20 protein-coding genes are annotated in these 23,701 nt (G+C 53.9%); 10 read left to right on the plus strand and 10 right to left on the minus strand.

Annotated elements, in window-relative coordinates:
- Complete coding sequence (locus GKC03_08655; GenBank protein ID NYT12596.1) at positions 1-495, minus strand: RDD family protein; 495 nt, start codon at positions 493-495, stop codon at positions 1-3.
- Between the two features lie 233 nt (positions 496-728).
- On the opposite strand from GKC03_08655, the gene GKC03_08660 reads away from it, so the two are divergent.
- From GKC03_08660 to GKC03_08675, 4 genes are all read left to right on the plus strand, one after another.
- Positions 729-1,238: a DUF367 family protein gene (locus GKC03_08660; GenBank protein ID NYT12597.1), complete on the plus strand. Its 510-nt coding sequence runs from the start codon at positions 729-731 to the stop codon at positions 1,236-1,238.
- Positions 1,239-1,319: 81 nt separating this feature from the next.
- The gene (locus GKC03_08665; GenBank protein ID NYT12598.1) at positions 1,320-5,582 is read left to right on the plus strand and encodes a hypothetical protein; all 4,263 of its coding nucleotides are present in this window, start codon (positions 1,320-1,322) and stop codon (positions 5,580-5,582) included.
- Complete coding sequence (locus GKC03_08670; GenBank protein NYT12599.1) at positions 5,579-5,878, plus strand: DUF424 family protein; 300 nt, start codon at positions 5,579-5,581, stop codon at positions 5,876-5,878. The genes GKC03_08665 and GKC03_08670 overlap by 4 nt, the downstream gene beginning before the upstream one ends.
- Before the next feature lies 1 nt (position 5,879).
- Positions 5,880-6,908, plus strand: coding sequence for a hypothetical protein (locus GKC03_08675; GenBank protein ID NYT12600.1), 1,029 nt, complete (start codon positions 5,880-5,882; stop codon positions 6,906-6,908).
- A gap of 24 nt (positions 6,909-6,932) precedes the next feature.
- Here the strand turns inward: GKC03_08675 and GKC03_08680 are convergent, their stop codons facing one another.
- The 4 genes from GKC03_08680 to GKC03_08695 are packed head-to-tail and all read right to left on the minus strand — an operon-like array spanning position 6,933 to position 9,949.
- Positions 6,933-7,364: a (2Fe-2S)-binding protein gene (locus GKC03_08680; protein ID NYT12601.1), complete on the minus strand. Its 432-nt coding sequence runs from the start codon at positions 7,362-7,364 to the stop codon at positions 6,933-6,935.
- A 37-nt stretch (positions 7,365-7,401) separates the two neighbouring features.
- Positions 7,402-8,157: a competence/damage-inducible protein A gene (locus tag GKC03_08685; protein NYT12602.1), complete on the minus strand. Its 756-nt coding sequence runs from the start codon at positions 8,155-8,157 to the stop codon at positions 7,402-7,404.
- A 9-nt stretch (positions 8,158-8,166) separates the two neighbouring features.
- Positions 8,167-9,009 (minus strand): ABC transporter permease, encoded by an 843-nt coding sequence (locus tag GKC03_08690; GenBank protein NYT12603.1) that lies wholly within the window; start codon positions 9,007-9,009, stop codon positions 8,167-8,169.
- Between the two features lie 4 nt (positions 9,010-9,013).
- Positions 9,014-9,949: an ABC transporter ATP-binding protein gene (locus GKC03_08695; GenBank protein ID NYT12604.1), complete on the minus strand. Its 936-nt coding sequence runs from the start codon at positions 9,947-9,949 to the stop codon at positions 9,014-9,016.
- A 121-nt stretch (positions 9,950-10,070) separates the two neighbouring features.
- Between GKC03_08695 and GKC03_08700 the strand changes: the two genes are divergently transcribed.
- Positions 10,071-10,970 carry a fumarate hydratase gene (locus GKC03_08700; protein NYT12605.1) on the plus strand — a complete coding sequence of 300 codons (900 nt, stop codon included), beginning with the start codon at positions 10,071-10,073 and terminating at the stop codon, positions 10,968-10,970.
- Positions 10,892-11,560 carry a fumarate hydratase gene (locus tag GKC03_08705; protein ID NYT12606.1) on the plus strand — a complete coding sequence of 223 codons (669 nt, stop codon included), beginning with the start codon at positions 10,892-10,894 and terminating at the stop codon, positions 11,558-11,560. Before GKC03_08700 ends, GKC03_08705 begins: the two co-directional genes overlap by 79 nt.
- Before the next feature lies 1 nt (position 11,561).
- Here the strand turns inward: GKC03_08705 and GKC03_08710 are convergent, their stop codons facing one another.
- A complete protein-coding gene (locus GKC03_08710) occupies positions 11,562-12,578 on the minus strand; it encodes a carboxypeptidase regulatory-like domain-containing protein (GenBank protein NYT12607.1) in 1,017 nt (338 codons plus the stop codon).
- A 120-nt stretch (positions 12,579-12,698) separates the two neighbouring features.
- Between GKC03_08710 and GKC03_08715 the strand changes: the two genes are divergently transcribed.
- Entirely contained in the window at positions 12,699-18,068 is a 5,370-nt protein-coding gene (locus GKC03_08715; GenBank protein ID NYT12608.1) for an ATP-dependent helicase, read from the plus strand.
- Here the strand turns inward: GKC03_08715 and GKC03_08720 are convergent.
- A complete protein-coding gene (locus tag GKC03_08720) occupies positions 18,065-18,835 on the minus strand; it encodes a thiazole biosynthesis protein (protein ID NYT12609.1) in 771 nt (256 codons plus the stop codon). The genes GKC03_08715 and GKC03_08720 overlap by 4 nt on opposite strands.
- 189 nt (positions 18,836-19,024) lie before the next feature.
- On the opposite strand from GKC03_08720, the gene GKC03_08725 reads away from it, so the two are divergent.
- The gene (locus tag GKC03_08725) at positions 19,025-19,399 is read left to right on the plus strand and encodes a transcriptional regulator (GenBank protein NYT12610.1); all 375 of its coding nucleotides are present in this window, start codon (positions 19,025-19,027) and stop codon (positions 19,397-19,399) included.
- Between the two features lies 1 nt (position 19,400).
- Here the strand turns inward: GKC03_08725 and GKC03_08730 are convergent, their stop codons facing one another.
- From GKC03_08730 to GKC03_08740, 3 genes are read right to left on the minus strand one after another with little or no spacing between them, the layout of a single operon-like run.
- Positions 19,401-20,201, minus strand: coding sequence for a DNA-3-methyladenine glycosylase 2 family protein (locus GKC03_08730; GenBank protein NYT12611.1), 801 nt, complete (start codon positions 20,199-20,201; stop codon positions 19,401-19,403).
- Positions 20,198-21,016, minus strand: coding sequence for a class I SAM-dependent methyltransferase (locus tag GKC03_08735; GenBank protein NYT12612.1), 819 nt, complete (start codon positions 21,014-21,016; stop codon positions 20,198-20,200). The genes GKC03_08730 and GKC03_08735 overlap by 4 nt, the downstream gene beginning before the upstream one ends.
- On the minus strand, positions 20,967-21,452 hold the full coding sequence (locus tag GKC03_08740) for a hypothetical protein (protein NYT12613.1): 486 nt from the start codon (positions 21,450-21,452) through the stop codon (positions 20,967-20,969). Before GKC03_08740 ends, GKC03_08735 begins: the two co-directional genes overlap by 50 nt.
- Positions 21,453-21,679: 227 nt before the next feature.
- On the opposite strand from GKC03_08740, the gene GKC03_08745 reads away from it, so the two are divergent.
- Together GKC03_08745 and GKC03_08750 are read left to right on the plus strand one after the other, a co-directional pair.
- Positions 21,680-22,579, plus strand: a complete 900-nt coding sequence (locus GKC03_08745; protein NYT12614.1) for a TIM barrel protein — start codon at positions 21,680-21,682, stop codon at positions 22,577-22,579.
- Between the two features lie 63 nt (positions 22,580-22,642).
- Positions 22,643-23,701, plus strand: a 1,059-nt coding sequence (locus tag GKC03_08750; GenBank protein NYT12615.1) for a zinc ribbon domain-containing protein, incomplete at its 3' end; no start/stop codon positions are given.

Genomic DNA, 23,701 nt, shown 5'->3' on the forward strand with positions numbered 1-23,701 from the left:
TCATTCCAATTCAATAGATTCCTGGACCTTCTTCGCGGGTTGGCTCCTCTTCTTGATCTTAGCCAGCTCCGGCTCGAAGGTTATGACCGACGTCAATGAGACCCTGTCGGTGAACCTCTGTCTTGGATCCCCATCCATGGCAAGACCTACCAGCGTGTCAACGGGCAGGAAAGCATACCAGAACAGCTTTGGAACGCTTCTTATGAATCCCTGTCTGAGAAGCCTCTGGTCCACCATCGACACCACCTTCAGGTGCATCAGGTGCTTACCAAGCGTCTTTCCGTACTTGCCCTCCAGGATACCAGCGTAGACAAACCATGCCACTCCCGTCGCGATGCCGGCAATGATGTCCTGGTTCATCGGTGTCACGAATATCAAGGCTATCCTGATTGGTATGAAGATTATTGCGGCATCTATCAGCATGGCCGCTATCCTTCGCAGCCAGTGAATTTGAAGAGCTTTGCTGCTCTCAAGAATAGCATACCCTGTGGTCATCCCATCCACCTGAACCACCATCTGGAGGACTGGATAATAAGCTTTTCTCCACCGGAGCAAATTCTTGTGCCACTCAGTTCGCCCGTCTATCATCACGGGTCAGCATTGGATTCAGATCATCATCGTGGCAAATCTCAATCAAAGCCAATGGAGTTAAAGTTATCGCATCCGCCCCCTTGATCATCCAGTCTCATCGGAAGAAAGAAAATGACGAATGGCCATATTGATTGCAAATGGCCGTTCCCAAGTTATTCGTCTACGATGAGAAGCAGTGCGATCCGAAGAAGTGCACTGCCAGGAAGATGCTGAGGTTCGGGTTGGCCAACGAACTCGGCTCTCTCAAGAAGATACCCCATGGGGCGATAGTGCTCAACCCCTTTGCCAAGAGGGCGATCTCCAGTGAAGATGCAGAGAGGGCGGTTCTGCACGGGATCGTGGTGATGGACCTCTCCTGGAACAACATAGAGGAGTTCCCCAAGATAAGGAAGGACGTCGCCCAAAGGGCTCTTCCCCTGCTCTTCGCCGCCAACCCCGTCAACTGGGGAAAGCCGCAGAGGCTCACTAGTGCGGAGGCCTTGGGCGCCGCCCTCTACATAATGGGCTTCAGGCAGGAAGCCAAGGGGATCTTCGAGAAGTTCTCCTGGGGCGAGCAATTCCTTATCCTCAACAAGGAACCTCTGGAAAGGTACGCTCAAGCCGAGACCAGCCTCGGGGTGGTGGCCATCCAGGAGGACTATCTCTAATCCTACCCACTCCCCCAGACTTATAATCAGCATACATGTATTGGTAAGACATCAGGTTTTTTACCAATCAGATTTAATCAAATGAAGCGATACCTAATTCCTACACGTAAGGGAGAGAAGAAATTGCCCAACGAATACTCCAAAGAGGACCTCATCTCCAGATGGGAGGAGTTCTTCGAGGCCACCCATTATCGTCTCAAGGTCATAGAGGTCTCGACACTGTTCCCCGAACTGAGAAGCGTCTATGTCAGGTACTCCGATCTCGACGCTTTCGATCCCGACATGGCCGACTTCGTACTGCAGCACCCGAACATCGGGATATGGACGGGAGAGCAGGCAATATGCAAGGCCTCACCCCCGAGCCGGGATGGTGCATTGATTCACCTTAGATTGATCGATCTTCCTCGTGACTGCAGGGTGGAGATCAGGGACCTCAGGAGCAAGCACATGGGCAAGCTCATCTCAATCGAAGGATTGGTGAGAAAGGCCACCGAGGTTCGTCCCAAGATCGTGGACGCGCTCTTCGAGTGCCTGCGCTGCCACGCCATCATCAAGGAACCCCAGGAGGGCATGTTCTTCAAGGAGCCTCTGGAGTGCTACGAAGCCCAGGGCGGCTGCGGCAAGTCCTCCAGCTCCACGAAATTCAAGCTTCTGACGGAGGAGTCCACCTTTGTTGACACCCAGAAGATCGAGATACAGGAGAGCCCAGAGGGTTTGCGAGGGGGAGCGCAGCCCGAGAGGCTGGTGGGCTTCATGGAGGATGATATTGCCGGAGATGTATCACCTGGAGACAGGGTCATCCTCAACGGCAGCCTCAGATCGGTTCAGAAGGGCACAGTCAGCAAGTCCACATTGTTCGACATCCATCTGGACGTGATCTCCATGGAGTTCGAAGAGCACGAGTATGAAGAGGTCGCCATCAGTGAGGAGGATGAGGAACGGATCAAGGAGGAGGCAGCCGACCCCAACGTCTTCAAGAAAATCGTGGCCTCGATCTCTCCCACCATCTACGGATACGACATCGAGAAGGAATCCATCGCACTCCAGCTCTTCGGCGGGGTACCCAAGGAACTTGATGACGGCACGAGGATAAGAGGTGACATCCACATCCTCCTCGTTGGAGATCCGGGTGTGGCAAAATGCGTTTCTGGAGATTCCAGGGTCACTTTGGCAGACGGTCAAAGAGCGAGAATCAAAGAATTGGTGGATTTCGCCATCGAGAATGGCGAAGTAGGAACCACCGATGATGGTTTCTATGCGAATACAGACCTTGAGGTAATCTCTCTAGGAAAGGACGGCAAGCTCACGAAGGCAAGGGCAAACCTCGTCTGGAAGAGGACCGCACCATCAAAGATGCTGAGATTCCGGACGTTTTCAGGAAAGGAGCTGATTGTGACCCCAACGCATCCATTCTTCGTCTGGAAGGGCGGGATCAGACCCAAGCCCGCGAAAGAACTGAGAGAAGGAGAGTTCATCGCCACGCCCAGATCATTGGACATACCCGGAGAGATGCAAGATCCATCAGAAATAGAATATCGAAAATCCCGATCATACAACGCCACTCGATTGAACATGTCCTCAACCGAGGCTGTTGATTTCTGGAGATTAATCGGATTGATGATTGGAGACGGTCATGTTCAAATAAGGGAGAATGGAACAGCCAACGCCTTCTTCACCAACAACGACCGATCCCTTCTCGATGAGGTATATGGTCTTACCAAGAAGATGGGTATGAAACCCTCGATTCGGAAACCCCATGCGGGAAAGAATGCGTTTGAGGTCGTTATCAGCGGAATTGAATTCTGCACCTTACTTTCAAATATGGGTTTGGATAGGCCGTCCCCTGAGAGGCGAATGCCTGACCTCCTTTTCAGATGTAGCCACGAGGAAATCGCATCGGCCATTTCGGGTTTCTTCGATGCGGAAGGCTCGGTGAGAAAGGGCACCAGAATGATCTCTATTCCCTCTTCATCCATTGAGTTGTTGAAGGATATCCAGCATCTTCTACTTCGATTGGGTATTCAATCGAGGAGAAAGAGGTTCTTCAACAGTTACATGGAACGACACTATTACCGTCTCTTGGTCAGCGGTAGGGAAGTCGAGAAGTTCAAAGAGAAGATACCCTTTAGAAGTCCGGATAAGAAGCACAGATTGAGTGAAATCGTTTCCAAAGGGCTGGAACTCAACACCAATCTCGACTTCATCCCCAATACCGCAATAGACCTAGAACGAACAAGAAGGGCTCTGAAGATGTACCAGAGCGATTATCCAGTTCCCCGGCCCACCATGGCACATTATTTGAGCGGTAACAGGAACCCATCGGTCGATGCATTTTCTAGAATTGTCAATGGATTAGAGCTGAGGTATCAACAGATCGAATCGATTGAAAATAGGCTCCATCAGGGAGCCATTTCTTGGGATGAGGCTGCAGCGATCAGGGGATCATTACATATGAGTCAAGAAGCCCTAGCAGAATCCTTTGGAATGAGCCAGAGCGGGGTCTCATATCTCGAGAGGAATTGTCCAAATAGTGAGATCAGCATGCAGGCTGCCCAAGGGTTTACCTCTCTGACCTCTGAGGTTCTCAGCGATCAAAATAGAAGCGATATAGAGAAGATCAAGAAACTTGCAGAATCAGACGTATTCTGGGATCTGGTCGAGAGTATTGAGGAAATCAAATACGAAGATCCATATGTCTACGATCTCCAAGTCCCAGAACATCATAATTTCATAGCCGAGGATATCATCGTTCATAACTCTCAATTGCTTCGCTACATGTCCACCCTTGCTCCCCGTGGCATCTACGCCTCAGGAAAGAGTTCGTCCGCGGCCGGTCTTTGTGTTTCGCCCCTCACTCATATACTCGTTGACGGAGAGGATGTCCACATCGAGGAATTCGTTGAGGAGAGGATGCGGTTTCCCGAAGAGTATCGAGAGGGCATAGAGCGGATGATGATCAACGGTCCGAGGGTAGCCTGCGTCAACGGAAGCGGGGAAGTGGTACACGAAGAGGTGGAGGCCATTTGGCGGATTAACACCCCTTCGTTTCTTGTGGAACTCGAGACATCTGAAAAGCGATGGCTCAGGTGCACTGCCGAGACCAAGGTGTGGTCCCGCAGGTCCGGAGAGGAGGGATGGCGACAGGCCAACGAGCTCGATGATGGAGACGAGCTGCTTTGGAGGGGCTACAAGGGCGATCAAGAGCCAAGATGGCTTCCCATAGTCAAGATAATGCGCTACGAGGACGACCTCCCAAGATATGTGTACGACCTGACCGTCAGGAACACCCATGCCTTCCTGGGCAATGGCTTCCTGGTGCACAATACCGCGGCGGCTGTGAAGGACGATTTTGGAGAGGGCAGGTGGACCCTGGAGGCTGGCGCACTGGTACTGGCGGACAAGGGAGTGGCATGCGTGGATGAACTGGACAAGATGACCGATCAGGACAGGAGCTCGATGCACGAGGCCATGGAATCACAGACGATCTCGGTGGCAAAGGCGGGAATCACTGCCACCCTCCAGTGTCGGTGCTCCATACTGGGTGCGGCCAACCCCAAGTACGGGAGATTCGAGGAGCACCAGTACATAGCAGATCAGATCAATCTCCCCCCCGCCCTGATGTCCAGATTTGACCTGATATTCGCCATGACCGACAAGCCCGATGCCAAGAGGGACTCGCAAATAACCAATCACATATTGAAGGCGCACTGGAGAGGGCAGATCCGGAAGTACTCGGACACCGATCTGGAGGATATGCCTGGAGTTCCTGTCAGCAAGATCATGGAGGAGACCCAGGAGCTCTGTCCAGCATGGTCGGTGGACTTCTTCAGAAAGTATGTTGCCCATTCCAAGCGCATCTATCCTGTGTTCACTGAGGAGGCCATTAAGATCATCCATGATTACTATATGGAGATTAGGAAGGGGGGCGAGGACCATGGATCTGTTCCAATAACCGCTAGGCAGCTCGAGGCCTTCGTCCGAATATCAGAAGCCAGCGCTCGCGCGAGGCTTAGCGACACCGTATCCATAGAGGATGCCAGGCGGGCGGTAAGAATCGTCGAGTACTATCTTAAGAAGATTGCCGGTCAGGAAGGGCAGATCGACATCGATATTATCGCTACGGGCACCTCACGCTCTCAGCGGGATCAGATCAGCGTTCTGAGGAAGTTGATCTCGGAGCGTTCAGAGGGATCAAAGGGAGTGAGCGTCGAAGTACTGCTCCAGGCGGCCGAGAGCGAGGGAATCGAGGAGGACAAGATGAGGCGGCTGCTCAAGAAGCTCAGCGAGGCGGGCGAGATCTACCAGCCCCATGCTGGGTATTACAGGCTGGCAATGGAGGGATGATCACGATCACTGTACGGATCCACAGGGCGGGCGGAGACATACTGGTAGCGGCATGCGACAGGGAACTCCTGGGCAATGTTCTGAGAGAGGGAGAGCTCAAGCTGGAGGTGAGACCTGCGTTCTACGAAGGGGAGGACGCCAGCGAGGAGCTTCTTCTGAACCGGCTGAACAATGCCACCATGGCGAATCTCGTAGGCGAAAGGACGGTGGCTTTGGCGATCAAGCACAAGTTCATTGATGAGGACTGCATTCTGTACATTGGCGGGGTACCTCACGCCCAGCTGGTGAAGATGTAAGATGTTCTGCGTCGAGTGTGGTAAAGAGGGCGCCACCTACGAGTCGCTTTGCGCCCAGTGTTTCTTGTCACGGAATAGGTTCACCGAGATAAACGAGTACATTGACCTGACAAGGTGCGCTCATTGCCATGAATTCATCATCAACGGGAAGTGGAGATCGTTCGGGTCTGTCGAGGATGCGGCGGCGGACATCGCGACTCGATCGGTCAAGGTTCGCAGCGGGTCAAAAATCAAATCAGTCGAGGTGGCAGTCACTCCGCTGGATCGCAGCAACTTCGAGGTCTCGATCGAGATGATTTTGCAGATGGAGGACCTCGTCAAGACCGAGCATCTGGTGACAACCGTCAGGGTGAAAGGAGCCTCCTGCCCCAAGTGCAGCAAGATCAAAGGCTCCTACTTCGAGTCCATACTCCAGGTGAGATCCCGCGACCGGTCTCTGGATCGTGGGGACAAGGAGCTGATCCTGGAGCAGATAGAGGACATGGTGGAGAGGGCGGCATCGGAGAACAGGGAGCTGTTCATCTCAAAGCTTGAAGAGCTTCACGGCGGCTTCGACGTCTACCTGTCTTCCAACAACCTCGGCCGAATGATATCCAAGGAGCTTGCAGCGGCTTATGGAGCGGAGACCAAGGAATCATCATCCTTGTTAGGCAAGAAGGACGGGAAGGACGTGTACAGGATAACCTTCCTGGTGCGCCTTCCTGCATACCAGCTGCACGACATCATTTCATTGGATGGAAAACTGCACCTAGTGGAGGGCATCTCCTCCACCAACACGCGGCTCAGGAAACTTTCAGATCACCAGCATGTTACCATGCAGAATCACGATCTCGAGAATGTCCGGGTAAAGGGAACGGAATCGGACATCATGGAGGCGGTGATCGTTTCCGAGAGCGCTGACGAGATCCAGGTCATGCATCCAGTAACCTACGGGACAGTGGAGCTGAGAAAGCCAGAGAGTTTCCAAACGAAAGGGGACGCAGTCAAGGTGTTCTCATACGAAGCAGAGCTCTTCCTCGTACCTTATTGATACTTTTCTTGAACCACAGGACCATCAAGATTCTAGTTCACCCCTCTCCTCCAAAGCCTTCATGATGAATGGCTTGTAGTTCCTGCTGCAGCATCTACCGGCCGGATTCGTGATCTTGCAGAAACCTCCTCCTCCGATGCTAGTGGCCTCTTTCACTTCTTCAAAGGTGCTCGCCCCATTCGCTATCGCCCGGAGGACATCCTCTTCGGTCACCTGTTTGCAGTAACACAGAGGCTTCGGCTCCGAATCGCACTTGAAGGTGACCCGGGTCTTGACATCTTCCGTTCTGAAAATCCTAGAATGGGATTCGGTGAAGTACACCACTTCGCATCCAGGTGCCTCACATAGGAAGTACTGCTCCTCTCCCAGGGGCCAGGTCGTCTCCTTTGCGTGGTTTGCGACCACGATCTTCTCGACTTCCAGTCCGCTTTCCTTGCAATCCGGACAGATCGCCATGACACCGAATCAAGGTGTTGGATTAAATTGAGTTCGGTCATTCAAGGACGAACTCGTCCCTCGATTCCTCGATCATCTCCAGGAGTCGCGTTGCCGCCTTCCCGACCTCGTCCGGGTCATCGCCCTTGATGATGATCCGGTTGCCCTCTTCCAACCAGTTCTCTGTGGGAAGGGAAGCTATCCTCACCCTGAAGTTGCGGACGATCTCTTGGAACAAGGGTGCCATGGTGGATTCCCCCCGCTTCCCCCGGATTTCCTTCTCGTATACCTCCTCCCCTTCGATTAGAGGGAGGATGTACTCTTCGAACATGGGGAGCATCTCCTTTGGAAATCCTGGAAGGCAGAATATCCTCATCTCACCCTTTGTAGCGTCGATGCCAGCCGCCGCTCCGGTGATGTTCCTGAGCGCCGTTGCGCTCTCAGGAATCATGGCCATGAGCGCGTTCTCATCCGTCATGACTGGCTTGGCACCATACATCTTCTTGACAGCCTCGATGAACCACTCCACCGCGTCGTCCCTCAGCTCCAGCTTCGTTCCGAGGAAATCTGCCACTACATGCCTTGTGATGTCGTCCAGGGTGGGCCCCAGGCCGCCAGTGATGATCAGGATGTCCACTCCAGCCTCCTCCGACGATCCAAGGAGCCGTATTATGTCATCGTAGTTGTCCCTGACCACGGTGACCTGGTTCAGGTTCGCCCCCTTCCCTCGTACCATCTCGATGAGTGCTTTAGGATAGGGATCTATCTCTCCAGTAAGAAGCTCGTCACCGATGTGGATGATCTCGATCTTCATCCGATCACCTCAGGCGGACATCTCTCTCCTTTTAAAGAAGAAGAGTGCTATGGCGATTGCCACCGCAGCGTATATCAAGGCAACGATCGCTGCGAGAACTGGATCCGGGTAGTACATTCCAATCTCGATCACCGGTTCCGCAGGCGGGGGCGGGTACACCTGTATGAAGTCAGTTGGATAAGGAGTCTGCATCACGTATCCGATCGCTCCTGCCATGAAACTCAGTGAGAAATTAGGCTTGACCAAAGCGACGCTGCATACCGAATCAACGATCGGCATTATCAGGAATAAGAACGCGAATGTGAACACCAGAGCTCCCGTCCCTCCCTTCATGAACGAACTTATGAGATAACCTATTGCACTAGCTCCAATAGCGAAGAGTAATGCCAGGCCCAGCGAATTCAGAGTGAGTTCTGACACGCTTCCGGTTATGGCAAGGCAAGCGATTGAGACGATCAGGTAATATAGAATGACGACAGCGAACGTTATCGCCACCGTAGCGGCGAACTTACCGAAGAAGAGCGTCTCCCGCTTGACGGGGTTTGGGAATATGAGGTATCCAGTCCTGTTCTGAAACTCCGATACCAGAGAGTCGCCCGCGAAGAGCGTGGCGCATATCACCAGCAATATCCAGGTAAATGAGTAGAATTCTCCAGCAAAACCGGCCGGATCAGAGTTGTAATCATTGCCGGTAAGGGGAGGGATCGCCAGGAATAGAACTATTATGATGATCTCCAAAGCCACGATCCCGTACAGACGCTTGCTCCTCATGTGCTTGAGGAGCTCGTACTTTCCAACGAGATATATCTGGTTGATGTCGGATGGCGGCGTGATTTCTCTTGCGTACTCCATGATATCACCTCGACTCCTTGATCAGGTTCATGTATAGCGTCTCCAGGGCCAACTTCTCCTCCTTGAACTGGGACACCTTCACCTCGAGCTTCATGATATTCTCAAGGAGCGCTGCCTGATCATATGGATCGCCGTTGAATTCCACCAACATCATCTCATCGGTCGGACGGAGAACATTACCAACGCCATTCATGCGAGAGACCGCCTCCACCACGCTTCCGCTCACCGGTTCCAAGGTAAAGATTTGGATCCGCCTGGTCTGTGTCATGTTGGTAAGGTCTTCCACCGATCCGTGGGCGAGCATCTTTCCGTGGTCGATCAAGGCCACGTAATCGCAGATCTCCTGGACTTCGTTCAGCAGGTGGGACGACATGAAGATGGTGTAGTCGCCCTTCTTCAGCTCCTTCAGGATGTCCCTGACCTCTACCATTCCCCGGGGATCAAGGCCGCTGGTAGGCTCATCGAGGATCAGAACGCTGGGCTCGTGAAGCAGTGCCTGTGCGATGGCCAACCGCTGCTTCATTCCTTTCGAGAACTCCCCGATACGCTTGTCGACGACCTCTGATAGCTTCACTGTTTCCAGGAGCTCGTACGATTTAGACTTGATCGCTTCTTTTGTCATGCCCCTCAGGCTTCCCAGGAACTCCAAGGTCTCCCTGGGGGTCAGGTATGGATAGAACTCCGGTGTCTCAACAACAGCTCCCACGCATGAGAGCGCCTCTTTGGGCGACTTGACCACATCTGTACCGTTGAGGAAGGCTTGACCGTTTGTAGCCTTCAGGAGATTCGTAAGGATCTTGATGGTGGTGGTCTTCCCCGCTCCGTTGGGACCGAGAAAACCGAGGAAACTGTTCCTTTGCACCTTAAGATCGAGGGAGTCCACTGCTCTGAAACCGTTGAAATCCTTTACCAATCCCTCGATCACTATGGGATCTTGCATTTCCCGTCCTCCTTCATTAATATCGGACTTCATGAGTGAGTGCCCCTTATAATATTTGTGAACAATATGTGGAACGCAACCCAATGACCTGCGTAAAGTGGGCGCTCAATGGAGGAGTCAGATGTCAAGTAAACAACTGATACCGGTCCGCGTACTGCCTTTCGAGCTGGTCGAAAGGACTGTGGTGAACATTCTAAGAATGGCCGTGACCTCTCTCCCAAGAGATGTGATGGAGGCTTTGGAGGAATCTTTGGAGAGTGAAACATCTTCAGTGGCTAGGGCCCAGTTGGAGGCCATTCTTGAGAACATCCGGCTAGCAGAGGATAGCGGGACCCCCATGTGCCAGGACACCGGAATCCCGCTTTTCTTCCTCAGAGGGCACTATGAGGATGGCATTGAGGAGGCGATCAGGAACGGTGTGGAGATGGCCACCAAGGAGATTCCACTCAGACCGAATGCCGTGCACCCGATCACCAGGGAGAACTCGGGCACGAACATTGGGAAGGAGATACCTCACGTGGTCTGGAGCCCTTCTATGGAGGAAATGATCGAGATCACGGTCATGCCCAAAGGTGCCGGATCGGAGAACATGAGCCGGTTGGCAATGCTCAGACCCTCTGATGGAATATCGGGTATCAAGAAGTTCGTCCTCGACTCTGTGGTGGAAGCAGGTGGAAAGCCCTGTCCACCCACCATCGTTGGCGTGGGTATAGGAGGTTCCTCGGACATCGCACCCCAGCTGGCCAAGAGGGCTCTGATGCGTCCGCTTGATGTTGAGCATCCAGACCCAATGCTGGCCGAGCTGGAGCACGAACTCAAGGAAGCCCTCAACGCCACCGGCATTGGTCCCATGGGTCTTGGAGGCAGGACAACGGTCCTTGGCGTGAGGATCGAATCAGCTCACTGTCACACCGCCAGTCTTCCTGTGGCTGTATGTTTGCAATGCTGGGCTGGCCGCAGGGCATGTGCCAGGATATACCCGGATGGAATGGTCAGTTACTCGAGGGAGGGGTTCGATTGAATCTTGACCTTCCATCGAGCACCGAGGTCGTCAGGTCCCTTCGCTGCGGTGACCTCATCACCCTTTCTGGCGTAATACACACGGGCAGGGATGAGATGCATATTAGGGCATTGGAGTATCTGGATGATGGGAAGCCGCTGCCGGTTGATCTTCAGGGTGGTGCGGTGTTCCACTGCGGACCGATAATGGTCAAGGACCAGGATGAATGGAAGCTCGTAGCGGCGGGACCGACAACAAGTGCCAGGATGAATTCCCTCGAGCCCAGATTCATCGAGGCATTCAAGCCCGCCATCATAATAGGAAAGGGGGGAATGTCCCTTCCTACTGTCAAGGCCATGAACGAGAACGGCTGCGTCTATCTCGCGCTCACCGGAGGGGCGGCCGTGCTTGCCGCAAGAGGTATCAAGAATGTCATTGGAGTCGAGTGGTTGGACCTAGGCATGCCAGAGGCCCTGTGGATACTGGAAGCGGATCATTTCGGTCCCCTCACGGTTGCGATAGACGCCCATGGCAACTCTATTTACGAGGACGTGAGATCGAGCGTCAAGAATAATCTTCCGGGCATCGTGAAATCCCTGCGTATCGAATGATCTACTCCCTCTCCTCCTCTTCGATTTCCTCTCTCTCAAGAAGATCGGGCCTCTTCTCGACCTTCAACCTTATGAAGAGGGCGAATACCAGTGTGATGAGCGCCAGCATGAGGCCCACCACCATCAGTGAGTGAGGCAGGTCGAACCCGGGTATGAATCCCCCGCTGGTGCCGGCCTCCTTTTCCAGGCTGACATCCAGGTTCGTGGGGACCGTTGCGCCAAGGGTAACCTGGAATTCCTGACTTATGAAATCCTCTTTGGAGAAGATCACTGTGTAGGCTCCCACAGGAATATCTGTGATGGTGTAATTGCCAACGGAATCGGTGACTGCCGTGATGGAGAAGTCATTGGACACCACCTGGACCTGGACACCGGAGAGTCCCCTGGTACCGAACATTACCTTCCCGTAGATGGTGGCCGGTTCCGCGGTGAGATTGAAGTCAACCTCTGTTGTCTGACCCCTGACCACCACTATAGGTATGTCGGAGTAATTGGTCAAGTAACCCTCCTTCTCTGCCCTTGCCACGTACGAACCCGGTTGGATATCGATGATCTCGTATTGGCCCAAAGGTATGGTCGTATTTGCGGAGTAGTTGTACTCGGCGTTGACCAAGTACACCGTGGCATCCGCTATGGGCACCGTACCATTGGTAACAAACCCAGTGACTGTGCCGAGGAGCTCGCTAAGTGTGAAATCAAGACCCGTGAGATTCTCGCTAACGTTCAGCATCTGGTAAGTGGTGTTAGCCGAATAGTTAGTCCTGACCGCTGAAATGTTATATGAACCGACCGGCAGGGAGATGTTGTACGTCCCGTTCGACTCGGTCGTTGCATAGTACCGCAAGCCCGTGGTGGTGTTCTCCGCGGTGATGTTGACACCGGCGAATGGTTCCCCATTATCATCGACAACGGTGCCAGATACCCACATGTCATCTGGCCAGGCTGCTTCACCAGTCTCCGCTATTCCGATGAAGAGAAGGCCAACAACGATTAACGTGACAGCGACCCCGGTTCTCATAGCACTCGCTCTATATCCATATCAGGTTAAATCTGTTACTGAATGATTTCTACCGAGTGGCTTCGCAAACTGTTAATAGGGGTATGGGCAATCGGACGTGATTCGACAGGAGACCGATCAATGGAGAGGATCAATAGAAGAGGGTCAAAGGAAGAGGTCATGGGCTTGATGGAGCCCCTTATAGAGAAGTGGTTCACCTCGAGATTCGAAGGCCTGACCGAGCCCCAATCCTACGCGATCCCGCTCATTCACGAAAGGAGGAGCGTACTGGTCTCCTCACCCACGGGGTCGGGTAAGACACTTACCGCCTTTCTCTCCATCATCAACGAGCTGTTCAAGTACGCCGAGGCCGGTGAGCTGGAAGACAGAATCTATGCGATCTACATCTCCCCTCTGAAAGCCCTGGCAAATGATATCAACAGGAACCTGGAGGAACCTCTTCGGGAGATGAGATCCCTCGCTGCTGAGAAGGGTATCGACTTTCCTGACATTCGTGTCGGAGTGCGGTCAGGTGACACCACCCCCTATGAAAGACAGAAGCAGTTGAGGAAGCCACCTCATATCTTCATTACCACTCCCGAGTCGCTTTCTTTGATCCTTGCGGCTCCCAAGTTCAAGGAGCGCTTCTCGGAGGTGGAGTGGATAATAGTAGACGAGATCCACGAGATCTGCGACTCCAAGCGGGGCGTGCATCTCTCACTCACTCTGGAGAGGCTCCAGGATTTCTGCTCTTCCCGCTTCGTGAGGGTAGGCCTTTCAGCCACCCTTGCCCCCATGGAGAAGATAGCCGGTTTCCTGTCTGGGTATGAGAACGGCGAGCAGCGGGACATCGCCCTGGTGGAGGCTGAAGCCAGGAAGGATCTGGACATGGAGGTCATATGTCCGGCCGAGGATATGACCGCGCTACCGTTCGAGATAGTGAACGCCAAGATGTACGACACCCTGAAGGAGATGATCGAGAGGCACACGACCACTCTCGTCTTCACCAACACCAGGAGCGGCACCGAGAGCGTGGTATACAAGCTGAAGGAGCGGGGTCTAGAGGACATAGAGGCCCACCATGGGTCTCTCAGCAAGGAGACCCGACTGAACGTCGAGGAGAGGCTGAAGAATGGAGAGTTGAAGTGTGTGGTGTCCTCCACCTCATTGGAGCTTGGCATAGACATCGGCTCCATCGACCTGGTCTGTCAGATCGGATCCCCAAAGTCAGTGGCCAAGGGCCTCCAGCGTATCGGGCGGAGCGGTCACGGTTACGGTCAGACGGCCAAGGGTCGGATGTTGGTAATGGACAATGATGATCTGGTGGAGTGCGCCGTGCTCTCCCGTGCCGCCCATGGCGGAAGGGTCGATCGAGTCACAATTCCAGAGAACTCCCTGGACGTCCTGGCCCAGAACATTGTGGGCATGAGCATCGAGCGTCGTTGGGACTTCGACGAGGCGTTCGAGGTGGTTCGGAGATCATACTGCTACAGGAACCTCCCCCGTGAGAGCTTCATGGACGTCATCCGCTACCTGAGCAGCAAGGACGAGTTCGAGGGCGTCTATTCCAAGATATGGTACGACGAGGATGAGGGCCGCTTCGGCCGGAAGCGGGGCTCGAGGATGATATATTCCATGAACATCGGGACGATCCCGGAGGAAGCCAATTACCGTGTGTTCACGGATAGGGGCGCTATGGTGGGCGATCTTTCCGAGAAGTTCGCCGAAAGGCTCTCCCCAAACGATGTCTTCGTGCTGGGCGGGAAGACCTATCAGTTCCGCCGGATAAAGGGCATGAAGGCCTTCGTCACGGAGGCCCATGGAAGAAAGCCCACAGTGCCCTCATGGACTGGCGAGATGCTGCCTCGATCCTTCGATCTCTCCATGGAGATAGCCCGCTTCAGGAGGGAGATGGCCCAACGCCTGGGGGACGACGATGAAGCTACCATCCTTTGGCTCTGCGAATCGTTCGACGTCGACAGGGGCTCCGCCCGTACCATACTCAGCTACTTCGAAGAGCAGCTGTCCTCATGTCAGACCATTCCCGATGACCGGCGGCTGGCGGTGGAGGGCTACATCGATATGGGCGGCAGATACAACATCGTGTTCCACTTCCCCTTCGGCAGGAGGCTGAACGACGCTTTTTCGCGGGCCTACGCATTCCAGATAACCAAGCTCTACGGCTGCAATACCTCAGTCTCGGTGACCGACGACGCTTTCATGATAACCTCGCCCAAGAAGGTGGATCTCTCCGAGATGGCAGGAATGGTATCCTCCAGCAACCTGGAGGCAATACTCAGAAAGGCGGTCAAGGACTCCGAGCTGTTCAAACAGCGATTCCGACACACCGCCGCCAGGAGCTTCATGGTCCTCCGCGCGTACAAGGGGAGACAGGTGTCGGTGAACCGGCAGCAGGTCCGTTCATCGTATCTCCTCGACTCCTTGGGGCAGATGACCACCTTTCCAGTGATTGAGGAGACGTACCGGGAGATATTAAGGGACGTCATGGACCTGGAGAACGCTGAGATCGTCCTGGATATGCTGGAGAGGGGCGAGATGGAAATCACAATCATAGATTACTCCTCCGCGCCCTCGCCCTTTGCCCACGGCGTCATTCTCAGCGGGATATCCGATCTGGTCCTAATGGAAGATAGGAGCGCCCTGTTGAAGGAGCTTCATAGAAAGGTGCTTGCCAAGGTCATGGCCGACGAACTGGATGTATTCGAGTTCGATGCCGAGAAGGTGACCGGTTACTTCAGACGGAAGATTGAGGGAATTCAGGAGAGGGCGGATATTCCCAGGCTGCTCTCCGCTGTTGGCCCCCTTCGCATCTTCAAGGAACGGGGGCGCTCCATATATCCCTTCAGCGAGGTGGACCGGAGAGAGCTCGATTCCTGGGCCAGGGATCTTCTTCGTGAAGGAGAGATATCGTCAGTGTATATAGACGATGTATATTTCGTGGCCACGGAAGACCTCACCTCCTACGCCACCCTTCTCAGGAGGGAAAGAAGGCTGGGCGACCTGGAAAATGCGATCCTCGACCGCGTGGATGAACTGTCGACGGTGAAGGAGCTGTCCGAATCCCTTGATTCGTCCCCTGAGATAGTGCTCGCATCGCTCAGAAAGCTGGAGTCCGCCTTCCTCATGGGAAGGGCTGACCATGATGGTAGCAGGTGGTACTACGCCCGAAGGGATCTAAGCACCGTTCCCAGGGAGGGTGCCTTGGACCGGGCGGTGACCAAGTATTTGAACGCTTTCGCCCCAGCCACGGTGGAAGAGGTCGCATATGCTCTCAACCTCCGCGAGGGTGAGGTGAACATCACCCTTGATGATATGGTAAGAGAGGGGCTCCTCACCAAAGGCCGTTTCCTGGTGTCAGAGCACGACCAGTATATGTTGAGAAGGGACTACCTGCGGCTGAGATCGGACTCCCTGGCCGCCTACGATCACCGCACGGTGGAGGAATACAGGCGAAGTAAACAATCTGGCCCTTTCGAGACCATAGAGGATTGCATCAGGTTCTTGGGCGAGGTCGGTCTCCCCTTCGACGTCTTCCTGCGCGTCCCGGAATTCGACATGGGAAGTTGGGCTGAGCGGAGAGAGAGCGGGAAGACACTCCTGGGGCGATTCCTGAGAGGCAGGGTGAGGTATATCCTAGCCCAGGATGCCCCCATGTTCGTCTCCGCGTTCAGGGAGGCGGGTCTCACTCAAAGAGACCTCAATGTACTCGACCTGATCACAAGGCACGAGGGACTGACCCTGAGACAGCTGGTTTCAATGACAGATCTTGGCAAGGAGCAGATCAAGGAATCTCTTGACCGGTTGGACAGGAACATGTACGTGGTCCGGATGTTCACCGGAAACGAAAGCTGGTCTTCGGAGAATGTCTATGTCAAGTGTGATATCCCATCCTTCGATGGTGATCCAAAGGCAGCGATCGTGGAAAGATTCATCAGGGCCCATGGTCCAGTACCTCTGACCGCCATCAGACACTACACCAGATTCGGAAAGCACGAGATACTGGATGCTCTCCTTGGTATGGAGCTTGAAACCATATCGGTGGGGGAGGAGGGAACCGAGATGTTCTTGATGGCGGACGAGCTCAAAGCCCTGGAGTCTTTTGAGGAGGGGGATTCATCAATAAGGATAAGGTCTCTCTATGACCCAGCCGTACAGCCGAAGTGGGCAGAGGTGTCCTCCCGCTACGGTGATCGATGGATATTCCCCATACTCCAGGGCGCGAGACTGGTGGGAGCGATCGAGAAGTGGAACATGAGCGGGTTCGTGGAGATTCGCTCGCTAGATCTGGATGACGAGGCTCTCCTTCCTCAGGTCATAGAGGCCATTGATGAGGTGATGAGATTCCACTCAATGAATGGTCTGGACGTGCTGAGGGTAACGGAGGTCATGGGAACCAGCGTTTCCGAGCTGCCCGTGGACATAGAGAAGGAGTTCACCAGCCGGGGCTTCATGAGGATCGGCAACTTCCTTGCTAAGGGCGCACTGATACCAGACTCCTTTGCTTGGGATGACCTCCTGGCCCACATCATCCGAAAACAGGGGATATCGACCGACTCCAGGTACGAGAATGTTCTGGAAGGGGTCAAGGTGAACGGGGGATTCCGATCCGATGCGGAGGCCTACATGAGGTGCAAGGTTCCCGTACCATTGAAGAAGCTACAGCAACAGAGGTTGCTGGAGCGGGTGAATATAATTCCCGGTTACATGACTTACACCGATCTTGATTCAGCCGCGCTGTATGCAAGGGCCAAAGATCACACCAAGACAGAGGATATGGCCGCCATCCTTCGGATAGTCAGGGAGAGATCATCCCTGAAGAAGGACGAGGTCTATGACCTCTCGCCTGTGGGCAAGAGAGGCACATACGAGGCGCTCAGGGCACTTCACAAGGGCGGCTATCTCTTCAGCGACCACAGATGGAGGGTAAGAGCGGTCAGCGACAGCGATCTCAGCGTATGGGAGGCCAAACGTGAGGTCATTCGCAGGCTCTTCCAAACCTTTGGGGTGTTCACCGCCGAGAACCTGCAGCGACATATCATGTCCGAATTCCCCATGAGAGAGGTACGTTCTATACTGACCGAGCTGGAGGCTGAAGACTTCCTGGCAAAGGGGTTTCTGGATGGTGACAGCGGCTCCCTCCACTGGATCATGAAGGACGATCTCGACAAGATGGGCACGGCCATCGAGGACCGCTTCGTTCTCACCCCAGAGGACAACCTCTACTCGTACCTCAGGCCTTGGATCAAAGAGAGATTCGAGGGGCTGGTGTCCCTGATCTTCTACGGAACCGATGTAATCGGGACCTTCAAATCGAAGAAACGGGGCTCGGACATAATCATACTGGATTTCCATGGCGATGATGAGGCGAAAGAGGTCCTGGGTAAGCATATTCGGAGCCTGAAGCTGACCATCCGGGGAGAGGAGTCGGACACCATCCCCGATTGGGAGATCCAGGAGTTCTACGAGAAAACGCACCCTGGAAGTGTCTAGAGCCTTTCCAATATCAGCTCTGCCACCTTCTTGCCTGAGAGTAGCATACCCCCGAAGATCGGCCCCATTCGCGGGGCTCCCATGACCGCGTTGCAGGCCATGCCTGCCACGTATAGATGGGGGTAGACCTCAACCGTATTCTCCACGGTGAGCTTCTCGGCCACCTCCGCCCACATGCTCTTCTCACCCTCGATCTTACCAGAGGGGGTGTTCAGCCTTCCCACTTTCCTCTGCACCACATGGACGACCTCGCAGTCGTGGCCGGTGGCATCTATCAGGTACTCGGCCCTGATCGAGAGAGGGTCGACATGCAGTCCAGCGATCTGAATTGCGCTCCAGTTTATGACCACGCCATTCACCTTTCCCTCTCGGATTATGACGTCCTCCACAGAGATCGTGTTGAATAACCTGGCGCCGGCATCGATGGCGGCCGCGATCATCTTGGCGGAGGCTTCCACAGAATCCGCTGTGTAGTATCCATCCTCGCCACCGCTCAACTTGACCCCGATCTCTTCCAGCAGGTGTTTGGACTCCTCCTGCACCACCATGACCGGGAATGTCATACCTCCTCCCCACATACCACCACCCGGGGAGAGCCGTCTTTCAAAGATGACCACTTTCTTCCCGGCGTTGGCGAGGTACCTCGCCGCGGTGAGAGAGGCGGGACCTGCCCCGGTAATGACCACGTCAACATCCAGGCTGTTCAAGAATTCATTTGAGAAGCGTTCCACGATCTTCCTAGTGACAATAACCTCATCTAAAGGCAATTTCAGACCTCCTTTGTCATCAACGTAAGAGAGACTCCAATCATACTTCCCCGACTTGATGTTTTTGGTCACCGACGTCTAAAGGGGTACCCACACCACAATATCTTAGCGTCACTCGCAAACTAATGATACGATATGTGACGAATAAAAATGGAAGCCTTTATTATCGTTAATATGTATCGTCCCTCCATGAAGATCCCCTGTGAGCTAATCGTTTGGTATGTTCTACCCTCGATCAGGAGGGAGCTGGCCAGGGAACTTGTTGAAAATCACAGCCTCACACAGGCCGAGGTCGCCAGGCGATTCGGGGTGACAGATGCGGCAATTTCTCAATACCTCAAGTCCAAGAGGGGAACAAATAAAGAGATGGAGAACAGCGGGAAATACCCAGAGTTCAAGGTCGAGGTAGAAAGGGCCGCCGTCCGGATGTTGAATGGATCCGACATAGTCACCGAGACCTGCAATATTTGTAAAATGGTGAAGAAGAGCGGCATGCTCTGCAGGATCTACGAGATCCAGGCAGGTGAGAAAGCACCCGCATGCGTATGGTGCGAACCAGATTGAATCAAGTGCCCCTCAAACCATCCCAGTGATAGAGCAATTCTTGTGCGTAACCAGCGTACCTACCGAAATACTCCTGTCCGCGCTCTCTCACCGCCCTGTAGCTGCCGGTAATGCCGTAGACGCTGTCCATCACTCTTCTGATTCTCACATCGACCGGAAAAGCTTCCAGGTGATCGAGGCTGAACAGAGCTATGCAATCGGCCACCTTGTCACCGATCCCTTCGAAACCCTTCAGGTACGAAATGCACTCGGTGTAGCTCATCCCCACCAGGGCCTCGAAATCAAGATGCCCTTCTTCCACCCTGTGTGCGAACTCCACCATTCTTCCACATCTGTAACCCAAGCCACACTTCAACGTCTGCTCCTCCTTGTCAAGTATATTGGAAGGCGTGGGAAAGGCGTACCTCCCCCCCGGAAGGCGGGGTCCGAAGGTCCTGCAAACCGTATCCACCATCTTCTGAATCCTCGGTACGTTGGCGTTCGTGGCCAGGAGGTAGGATAGCGAGCATTCCCAAGGGTCCTGTCTAATCAATCTCAAGCCCCTGAACCTGGATGTCAGATCCCTCATGAGGCTGTCCTTGGCGATCTCGGCGTAAATGATTTCTAGATCATCCCCTGCTCTGAAGTATTCTCTTAGACGATCTCTGGAGAGCTCTCCCCGAACCTCAATACCTCGCTCATCGGCCCTGAGATAGACCTCTTGCCCATCTATCACACCTGACCACCATTCGCCATCCCTGAACCACCGGAAGACCTGTCCGCACCCAAGCGTCAGATCGAGGTTCATCGAAGGGAGCATCATGACCGCCTGGCAAGGAAGATCATGAGGTCACTCTTTTTAGTGAATGGGGAAAGTTCGTAGTCCCCGTAGACCTCAAGCACCTCGAAACCAGTCCTTTGCATCAGCTCCATCATCTCTCTGTAGAACAGGTAACGGAGGGTGAACATCGCCGTCACCCTTCTCATTGGCTTGTCCTGCCTGGAAATGTCAAAGAAGTAATGGACCGTCGTCTTTTGCGCCGGACGGTCAAAAATCTGAGTCTCGAATCTGCTGACCACCTCGCCCTCATCGGTCAAAATGGTCTCTATGTGCCTCATAATTCCCTCTGGTCTGCTGAGGTCTGGGTTGAATATCCCGATCACGAGCAGCCCATCCTCCTCCATATGTTCATGAAGGTTGCGCAGTGCGGATTCTTGGTCGCTTGTCTCAAGCAGGTGAAGGAAGGAATTGAAAGGGACGATGGTGAGCTTGAACCTTCTTTCCGTCTTGAATCTCCTAACATCATCCTGGATGATCTCAATTCGTGCCTGGACCTTTGGATCACACAGATCGATCTTCCTTGTGCACTCGTCAAGCATGGCAGGGCTCCGATCCACTCCCAGCACTTCGAAGTCTGCCATTGCCAGTGGGATTAGTATGCGCCCGGTTCCGCACATGCATTCAAGCACAGGGCCCCCAGTCACCTCAGCCAGGTCAGTGTAGAAATCCACATCTTGGGGAAAGTCCTTGTACTGGAGGTCGTAGTAGCGGGCCGTCGCCTCGTAGAGATCGAGCGTTGCCTCGGACTCAACGCTTGTATCCGATCGCCCTGAGAAACTCCTTTCTTTTCTTGACATGGTCCTCCGTCTCCACACCCACAGGGGTCTGACCATCCACCACGCCCACAACACCCCTTCCTCTGGAGGTGCTGGCCACAAGCACCTCAACATCATTGGCCGTGGCACAGAAAACGCTGCAGACCTCCGGTACAGACTTGACCGCTCTTAGCACGTTTATGGGAAAAGCGTCCTTCATGATCACAACGAAGACATGACCCGCACCAATTCGCATGGCGTTGTCAGCGGCAACCTGGACCAGGTCCTGGTCGTTTCCATCGACCCTAACAAGCCTGTCCTGGGATGCCTCACAGAAACCGATCCCGAATTTGATGGTGGGGACCGAGTTCACCATGGCCTCGTAGAGATCTTCCACGCTTTTGATGAAGTGGGTCTGCCCGATAATGACATTGCTGTCATCAGGTTTCTCGATAAGAACGGCCTCGATATCGATCATGCTATCCAATATACAGCCCATTCTTCAGTAAAATAGGTTTTTATCATCAAATGACTTCCTTTATGACCTGAACACAATCCCTAGCTGTTCTTGCTTCAATCAACCATCCACCTCCGATGAAATCCGCAGATCTCCGGAACGCCCATGTTACTCGGTTCTCCGGTGCTGATTGAACTTATCAGACCCGATTGCCTGTGCCTTGGAGAGTTCGATGGGACGAATCTTGCATGGTTGGGACTGGTTCCGCATCGGGCTCTGAAAAATGGCCAAAGCTTTTCAACACCGATCTCCTTGAAGATTTCGTGTTCCACATAGGTCCCGCCGGATACCCCGAAGGGTCGAAGAACCCTCTAGACGCACTGCAGAAAGTCAAGGAAAGTGGGCTGAATGCAATCGAGCTTCAGTTCGTTAGGCAGGTCAAGATGGGTAAAGAAAAAGCCACCAGCATCGGGGAGAGGGCACGGGAGCTGGACCTACTCGTAAGTGCCCATGCACCGTACTACATCAACTTCAACTCCAGAAAGGAGGAGACGGTTGAGAAGAGCATTGACTGGGTTCTGAGGACAGCGGAGATTGCTGGTAATGCCGGCGCCTGGATCATCGTTGTCCACGCTGCACTTTACCACGGTATGAATCCAGGCGATGTCACGGGCGTGGTGATGAGATGCATCGAAAGGTGCCTTGACCTGATGCAAGAGAGATCCCTGAACCCGCCCATCATTGGCCTGGAGACGATGGGAAAGAAGGCAGCCTGGGGGCGTATCGATGAAATTGGCGAGGTCGTGGGATCCATCGATGGAGTGATTCCAGTGGTGGACTTCGCTCACCTACACGCATTGGGAGGAGGCAGTCTCGATTCATTAGAAGCAGTCCGGTCAAGCCTGGATGATGTCCTCTCTTATTATGATGGACATCTACACTGCCATTACAGCTCGGTCGAATTCGGTGAGCGGGGCGAGAGGAGACACCTGCCCATCGAGGAAGGGCAGCCCCGCTTCGAGACGATTGCAGAAGTCCTTGGCGATTGGGATTCCGACGTTACCATCATAAGCGAAACCCCCTCCCCTTTGTATGGGGCCGTGGTCATGCAGGAGATACTGAATTCCAAGAGTGAAAATCGCATTTAATAAGGATGTCGACAAGTATTTATTCACAAACCAAATAGAGTCTCTGGCACCGGGGTGTTGCTATTGGTTCATGAGGAATCCCCAGATAAGAACAAGGAATCTGAGGTTTTTGAGTTTGATTGTCCCGAATGCGGGACCCACATTGCAGGGGCTATTTCAAAGTGTCCTTGTTGCGGTGTGGAGTTCATCATCGAGGAGGTCGAGGAGCTTAGGTGCCCCGAGTGTGGAGAACCCCTCCTCGACGAGGCAACGGCCTGCTCTAATTGCGGCGCCGAGTTCGAGATATTTATTCCAGAGGAGAGTGAGGCTGAATCCGAGCTGGGGACTCCTGAGAGCGAGGTGCAGGCCATCGAGAGCTCTGAGGCTGACGGGGTCGAGAAGATCGAGGAAGCTTCAGCGGAGAGATCGCTCAAAGAAGAGTTCCCTCGACTGGTGGCCGAGGTGAAACCCATGTTGGCTCTAGCCCGGGAATTCGACGTAGATACATCTCAGGCGAAGCTGCTGATCGACAAGGCCGTCTCCGCAGGCAAGCAGAACGATCTTGAGTTGGCCAACGGATACGTGAGGGAATGCAAGGAGAGCATCGAATCCGCGATCAAGGCCAGGGTCGAGGAGGACATCAACGACCTCGACAAGCTCAAGCAGATCGCTGTCAAGATGAATGAGAATCCCTCGCCAATTGAGGAGAGCAGGGCGATGGCGAGACGGGAGCTGGATTCTGGGGACCTCAAGGGTGCGCTCACCCACACCAAGGATGGCATGCGACGGGCCGAGGCGTTGACCGGCAAGTATGTCGAGGCTCAGAATCTCGTGAAAGAGCTCGAGCGGCTGATAGACAATTCCGAGCGTTTCTACATAGACACCTCCGACGTCAGGAAGATGCTCGAGGAGGCAAAGGCTGCTGGGGAGAACGGCGATTACAGCATGATGGGAATCATGGCCAGGAAAGGAAGGGAACAGATGATGGCCTTGCTTCCTGGCGAGATCAATGAGGAGATGAAGAGAGCCAAGTCCGCGCTCCTGGATGCCAAGGCAGAGGGCAAGGAGGTCAACGTCATGGTCAAGTTGCTAAAAGAAGCCGCCTCGGCACTCAATCGCGAGAAATACGACGAGGCCCTCGAG

This window comes from Methanomassiliicoccales archaeon, from assembly GCA_013415695.1.
GTDB lineage: Archaea > Thermoplasmatota > Thermoplasmata > Methanomassiliicoccales > JAAEEP01 > JAAEEP01.

Bases quoted from the DNA above. Each gene is read 5' to 3' on its own strand.
- GKC03_08655 (NYT12596.1), bottom strand. From the start codon at position 495: ATGACCACAGGGTATGCTATTCTTGAGAGCAGCAAAGCTCTTCAAATT.
- GKC03_08660 (NYT12597.1), top strand. From the start codon at position 729: ATGGCCGTTCCCAAGTTATTCGTCTACGATGAGAAGCAGTGCGATCCG.
- GKC03_08665 (NYT12598.1), top strand. From the start codon at position 1,320: ATGAAGCGATACCTAATTCCTACACGTAAGGGAGAGAAGAAATTGCCC.
- GKC03_08670 (NYT12599.1), top strand. From the start codon at position 5,579: ATGATCACGATCACTGTACGGATCCACAGGGCGGGCGGAGACATACTG.
- GKC03_08675 (NYT12600.1), top strand. From the start codon at position 5,880: ATGTTCTGCGTCGAGTGTGGTAAAGAGGGCGCCACCTACGAGTCGCTT.
- GKC03_08680 (NYT12601.1), bottom strand. From the start codon at position 7,364: ATGGCGATCTGTCCGGATTGCAAGGAAAGCGGACTGGAAGTCGAGAAG.
- GKC03_08685 (NYT12602.1), bottom strand. From the start codon at position 8,157: ATGAAGATCGAGATCATCCACATCGGTGACGAGCTTCTTACTGGAGAG.
- GKC03_08690 (NYT12603.1), bottom strand. From the start codon at position 9,009: ATGGAGTACGCAAGAGAAATCACGCCGCCATCCGACATCAACCAGATA.
- GKC03_08695 (NYT12604.1), bottom strand. From the start codon at position 9,949: ATGCAAGATCCCATAGTGATCGAGGGATTGGTAAAGGATTTCAACGGT.
- GKC03_08700 (NYT12605.1), top strand. From the start codon at position 10,071: ATGTCAAGTAAACAACTGATACCGGTCCGCGTACTGCCTTTCGAGCTG.
- GKC03_08705 (NYT12606.1), top strand. From the start codon at position 10,892: ATGCTGGGCTGGCCGCAGGGCATGTGCCAGGATATACCCGGATGGAAT.
- GKC03_08710 (NYT12607.1), bottom strand. From the start codon at position 12,578: ATGAGAACCGGGGTCGCTGTCACGTTAATCGTTGTTGGCCTTCTCTTC.
- GKC03_08715 (NYT12608.1), top strand. From the start codon at position 12,699: ATGGAGAGGATCAATAGAAGAGGGTCAAAGGAAGAGGTCATGGGCTTG.
- GKC03_08725 (NYT12610.1), top strand. From the start codon at position 19,025: ATGAAGATCCCCTGTGAGCTAATCGTTTGGTATGTTCTACCCTCGATC.
- GKC03_08730 (NYT12611.1), bottom strand. From the start codon at position 20,201: ATGATGCTCCCTTCGATGAACCTCGATCTGACGCTTGGGTGCGGACAG.
- GKC03_08735 (NYT12612.1), bottom strand. From the start codon at position 21,016: ATGTCAAGAAAAGAAAGGAGTTTCTCAGGGCGATCGGATACAAGCGTT.
- GKC03_08740 (NYT12613.1), bottom strand. From the start codon at position 21,452: ATGATCGATATCGAGGCCGTTCTTATCGAGAAACCTGATGACAGCAAT.
- GKC03_08745 (NYT12614.1), top strand. From the start codon at position 21,680: ATGGTTGGGACTGGTTCCGCATCGGGCTCTGAAAAATGGCCAAAGCTT.